The sequence below is a fragment of the Diaphorobacter sp. genome (assembly GCF_050251835.1).
In the GTDB taxonomy this organism is placed as follows: Bacteria; Pseudomonadota; Gammaproteobacteria; order Burkholderiales; family Burkholderiaceae_C; genus JBFXIE01.
The window spans coordinates 1-4,703 of sequence record NZ_JBFWLZ010000069.1; the positions used below are offsets into that span (position 1 = coordinate 1).

4 protein-coding genes are annotated in these 4,703 nt (G+C 66.0%); 1 reads left to right on the forward strand and 3 read right to left on the reverse strand.

The window, feature by feature from the left end; all coding sequences use genetic code 11:
- Both AB7E35_RS14565 and AB7E35_RS14570 read right to left on the reverse strand, forming a co-directional pair.
- The coding region (locus tag AB7E35_RS14565; protein WP_428164408.1) for a sensor domain-containing diguanylate cyclase at nt 1–1,295 on the reverse strand (1,295 nt) is incomplete at its 3' end.
- 203 nt (nt 1,296–1,498) lie between these two features.
- Nucleotides 1,499–3,322 (reverse strand): ABCB family ABC transporter ATP-binding protein/permease, encoded by a 1,824-nt coding sequence (locus AB7E35_RS14570; protein ID WP_428164409.1) that lies wholly within the window; start codon nt 3,320–3,322, stop codon nt 1,499–1,501.
- Nucleotides 3,323–3,363: 41 nt separating this feature from the next.
- Here AB7E35_RS14570 and AB7E35_RS14575 point away from each other — a divergent pair, with 41 nt between their 5' ends.
- Nucleotides 3,364–3,783, forward strand: a complete 420-nt coding sequence (locus AB7E35_RS14575) for an acyl-CoA thioesterase (RefSeq protein ID WP_428164410.1) — start codon at nt 3,364–3,366, stop codon at nt 3,781–3,783.
- A gap of 48 nt (nt 3,784–3,831) precedes the next feature.
- On the opposite strand, the gene AB7E35_RS14580 is transcribed toward AB7E35_RS14575, so the two are convergent.
- The gene (locus tag AB7E35_RS14580; protein WP_428164411.1) at nt 3,832–4,374 is read right to left on the reverse strand and encodes a bactofilin family protein; all 543 of its coding nucleotides are present in this window, start codon (nt 4,372–4,374) and stop codon (nt 3,832–3,834) included.
- Between the last annotated feature and the right edge of the window lie 329 nt (nt 4,375–4,703).

Genomic DNA, 4,703 nt, shown 5'->3' on the forward strand with positions numbered 1-4,703 from the left:
GCGGCCATTTCACCTGAATGCAGCAGGCAACTGCGGTTGCGGCCCTGCTGCTTGGCGGTGTAGAGCGCGCGGTCGGCGCGCGAGTAAACGGCGCCGAAGTGCGCATCGGCCGGGCCCAGGCTGGTCACGCCAAAGCTGGCTGTGGCCCGCAGCGCCGGGTGATCCTGGGTCAGGCGGGCGTCGGCGACTGCCGCGCGGATGCGTTCGGCAATGGCCTGCGCGGCATCGGCAGGCACGCCGGGCAGCAGAATGCAAAACTCCTCGCCGCCGGTGCGGGCGCACAGTGCCGGCGCGCGCAGATGACCCAGGCAGCATTTCACAAAACCCTGCAGCACCAGGTCGCCCACCGGGTGGCCGTGTTCGTCGTTGATCTGCTTGAAGTGGTCGATGTCCACGGCAATCAGGCTCAGCGGCTCGCCGTGCAGGCGGCTGTGCGCAAATTCGCGCTCGGCGCGCTCAAAAAAGCTGCGCCGGTTGGCCACGCCGGTCAGGCTGTCGGTATGGGCCTGGCGCTGCATTTCGTCCTTCAGCGCCTGCAGCTCGGTGATGTCGGTGATCAGGCCGATCAGCACCGGCATGCCGTCAAAGCCCGACCAGGGCACCACCACGCTCCAGAACTGGCGTAGCTGGCCCGCGGCGTCGAACATCGATTCACGGCCGGCGTAGTGCTCGCCGGTAGCCAGCATGTGCAGGTCTTTCTCCCAGAAGGCATCGGCCACTTCGCGCGGCATCAGCTCGCTGTCGAGGCGGCCGACGATCTGGTCCACCGGCAGCCCGAACATTTTGGCCAGGTGCTGGTTGGCGTACAGAAAGCGGCGGTTGGCGCCCTTCATGTAAACCAGCGCAGGTATGTTGTCGAGCACGGAGTCCAGCAGCTCTTTTTGCTGGCGCACCTTGTCTTCCAGGCGTTTTTTGGCGGTGATGTCGTGCGAGATGCCCAGCATGCCGACGATGGCGCCGCCGGAGTCGCGCAGCGGCTTCTTGATGGACCAGTAGGTGAGCGATTCGCCGGTGGCGTGGATGTAGTTGGTTTCTTCACGGGCGATGGTTTCGCCATCGCGCAGCACGCGCAGGTCGGTGTCGCGCAGCGTGGCGCCAGCTTCGCCGATATCGACAAAATCGGTGAACGACTTGCCGATGATGGCGTGCAGCGGCGGATTGCCCAGCAGCTCCAGCACCAGCTGGTTGGCATAGGTGTAGTGGCCGTGCACATCGGTGGTATAGACGAAGGCACCCACCTCATCCAGCAGCTGGCGGTAGTCGATTGCCGGCACTTGCGGCGATTCGTCGAGCATGGGGCTTTCCTGTGCGGCGGTTGCGCTGGGGCGACTGGTGCGATGGGGGCACCCGTTGCGTTCACCAATGGTGAACGGTGCATTTTTACCCGCTGGCGCCGCGCTGCATAGACGCCGAAAACCTCAGGCCGGCGTGAGTGCGAGGGCCTGGACGTCCACGCATACTCCTTTTTTAATAGCTTTCAGCACACGTTTCAAAGGGGCTAGGCGCCGTTTTGACCATCACTTTGCTGCAGTGCCCACATACGCGCATAGCGCCCGCCGGCCGCGAGCAATGCGGCGTGGGTGCCACGCTCGACGATGCGGCCCGCATCCATGACCAGAATCTCGTGCGCGTCAACCACGGTGGACAGGCGGTGCGCGATCACCAGCGTGGTCTTGCCCTGCGCCACCTGGCGCAGCTCGGCCTGGATGGCGCGCTCGTTGGCCGAGTCCAGCGCGCTGGTGGCCTCGTCAAAAATCAGAATCGGCGGGTTCTTGAGCAGGGTGCGCGCAATGGCCACGCGCTGCTTCTCGCCTCCTGACAGTTTCAGGCCGCGCTCGCCCACCATCGTGGCGTAGCCCTTGGGCGTGGCGGCAATGAAGTCGTGGATGCGCGCGGCGCGCGCGGCCTGCTCCACCTCGTCCTGCGTGGCGCCGGGGCGGCCGTAGGCGATGTTGTAGGCCACGGTGTCGTTGAACAGCACGGTGTCCTGCGGCACGATGCCAATCGCCCGGCGCACGCTGGCCTGCGTCACGCTGCGGATGTCCTGCCCGGCCAGGGTGATGCGGCCCTGCTGGATGTCGTAGAAGCGAAACAGCAGCCGCGCCAGCGTGGACTTGCCTGCGCCCGACGGGCCGACCACGGCCACCGTGCGGCCCGCCGGGATCTCGAAGCTCACGCCCTGCAGAATGGGGCGCGCCGGGTCGTAGGCAAAGTGCACGTCTTCAAAGCGCACCGTGGGCTGATGCAGCCCCGCCAGCGGCGGCGCGCCGGGCGCGTCGGCCACTTCGCGCTCTTTGTCCATCAGCGTGAACATCTTGTCCAGGTCGGTCAGGCTCTGCTTGATTTCGCGGTAGATCACGCCCAGGAAGTTGAGCGGGATGTACAGCTGGATCATGAAGGCGTTGACCATGACCAGGTCGCCCAGCGTCATGCGGCCATCGACCACGCCCTGCGTGGCGCGCCAGAGCATTGCCACCAGCCCGGTGGCAATGATGAGCTGCTGACCGGTGTTGAGCATCGACAGCGTGGTCTGGCTCTTGAGGCGCGCGCGGCGCAGGCGCTCCAGGCTTTCGTCGTAGCGCTGCGCCTCAAACTGCTCGTTGTTGAAGTACTTGACGGTCTCGTAGTTGAGCAGCGAATCCACCGCCTTGGTGTGCGCGGCCGAGTCGAACTCGTTGGCCTCGCGGCGGAACTTGGTGCGCCACTCGGTCACCAGCACGGTGTAGGTGATGTAGAGCACCAGCGCAGCGAGCGTGATCCAGGCGAACCAGGCGTCGAACTTCACGGCCAGCACGCTGAGCACCAGCACCACCTCGATCAGCGTGGCAAACACGTTGAACAGCGAAAACGAGATCAGCGACTCGATGCCGCGCACGCCGCGCTCGATGTCGCGCGTCATGCCGCCGGTCTGGCGCTCCAGGTGAAAGCGCAGGCTCAAGTTGTGCAGGTGCTGAAACGTCTGCAGCGCAATGCTGCGCGCCGCGCCCTGCGTGGCCTTGGCAAACACCAGCTCGCGCAGCTCGGTGAACAGCGAGGTGGACAGGCGAAGCGCCCCGTAGGCCAGCAGCAGGCCCACGGGCACCACCAGCAGCGCGGTGGCGTCGCCGGGCGGCAGGTTCATGGCGTCCACCAGCTGCTTGAGCAACAGGGGCACGCCTACGTTGGCCAGTTTTGCGCCCATCATGAAGGCAATGGCGGCCATCACGCGCCATTTGTATTGCCACAGGTAGGGCAGCAGGCGGCCGATGGTGGCCCAGTCGGAGTGGACGCGCGCACTGGCGCCGGGGGCTTGAGGGGGGGCAGATTCGCCGTGGCGGCGCATGGAAGAAAATGCGGGAAGTGACAAAGACAAAGATTGTGCCCATGTCCCCAGATTCCAGCCGCCCCAACGTCCCCTTACCCACCGACAAAGAGCTGGTGCTCAAGGTCATCCCCATGCCGGCGGACACCAACGCCAACGGCGACATCTTTGGCGGCTGGGTCATGGCCCAGGTGGATCTGGCCGCCTCCGTGCTGCCTGCACGCCATGTGCGGGGCCGCATGGCCACGGTGGCGGTCAACGAGTTCGTCTTCAAGCACCCGGTGCGCGTGGGCGACATCCTGTCGTTTTATTCCAGCATCAAGCGCATCGGCCGCACCTCGGTCACCGTGGACGTGGAGGTGTTTGCCGAGCGCTTTTGCGAGCAGGGCCGCTACGTGAAGGTGACTGAAGCGCTGGTGACCTACGTGGCCATCGATGCCGAGGGGCGCCCGCGGCCCGTGCCCCAGACAGCCACGCCCTGACACCCGGCGCAGGGCAGGCGCCGCGCGGCCCTGCCGGCACCCGGGTGGTCAGCCTGCCACTGCAGCCGCCGGCTGGGCGGGGGACGCACTGCTGCTCGCCTGCGCGGCCGCGCCCACGCCCACTTCGCCCGTGAGCTGGCCACCCTCTTCGATGACCAGCTTGCCGTAGCGGATCTTGCCGCTGACCTTGCCGGTACCGAAGATCACCAGCTTCTGGCGCACGGTGAGCGTGCCGTCGAAGGCGCCGCGGATTTCGGCAATGTCGATCTCGGCACTGCCGCGAAATGCGCCCTGCTCGGCAATCTGGATCACGCGCGAATCCATCGTGGCCTCCACCGTCCCCTCGACCACCAGGGTGTCGCAGTCGGTGATTTCCACGCCTTTGAGCTTGATGTTGGGCCCCACGGTGAGTTTGCTGCCGCTGGCCTCGGCCGGGCTGGCTGCGGCGGCTTTGCCAATGCCGGGGCTGAGGGGCGTCGCGCCGCCAACGCTGACGGCACTGGCGACGCTGACGCCAGACACCGACGGAGACGGGCGAGACTGAAGCGTGTCGTTGTCGCGTTTGCCAAAGAAGGGGGTTTGCACTGCCATCGGGTCGGTTCTCCTGGTTAAGACCGGCCGATGCTAGGTGCTGCAGCGAAGCACAACCGCCCCAGCGACGCAAGAACGGTAACCAAACCGCTCGCAGGTAGCACGCACTTGCAGGGCTTGCAACAACATACAGCGCACGCCCATGCCACGCCGGACTTCAGCAGTCGCTGAAATCGGGCTTCCTCTTTTAACGAAAGCGGCCGCGCCCCGGCTGCGCCGGTGCGGCTCCTGCGGAGCAGCGCGCTTTCAGCAGTCGCTGAAATCGGGCTTCCTCTTTTGACGAAAGCGGCCGCGCCCCGGCTGCGCCGGTGCGGCTCCTGCGGAGCAGC

Excerpts from the sequence above, each read along its gene's own strand:
- AB7E35_RS14580 (WP_428164411.1), bottom strand. The coding sequence starts at position 4,374 with ATGGCAGTGCAAACCCCCTTCTTTGGCAAACGCGACAACGACACGCTT.
- AB7E35_RS14570 (WP_428164409.1), bottom strand. The coding sequence starts at position 3,322 with ATGCGCCGCCACGGCGAATCTGCCCCCCCTCAAGCCCCCGGCGCCAGT.
- AB7E35_RS14575 (WP_428164410.1), top strand. The coding sequence starts at position 3,364 with ATGTCCCCAGATTCCAGCCGCCCCAACGTCCCCTTACCCACCGACAAA.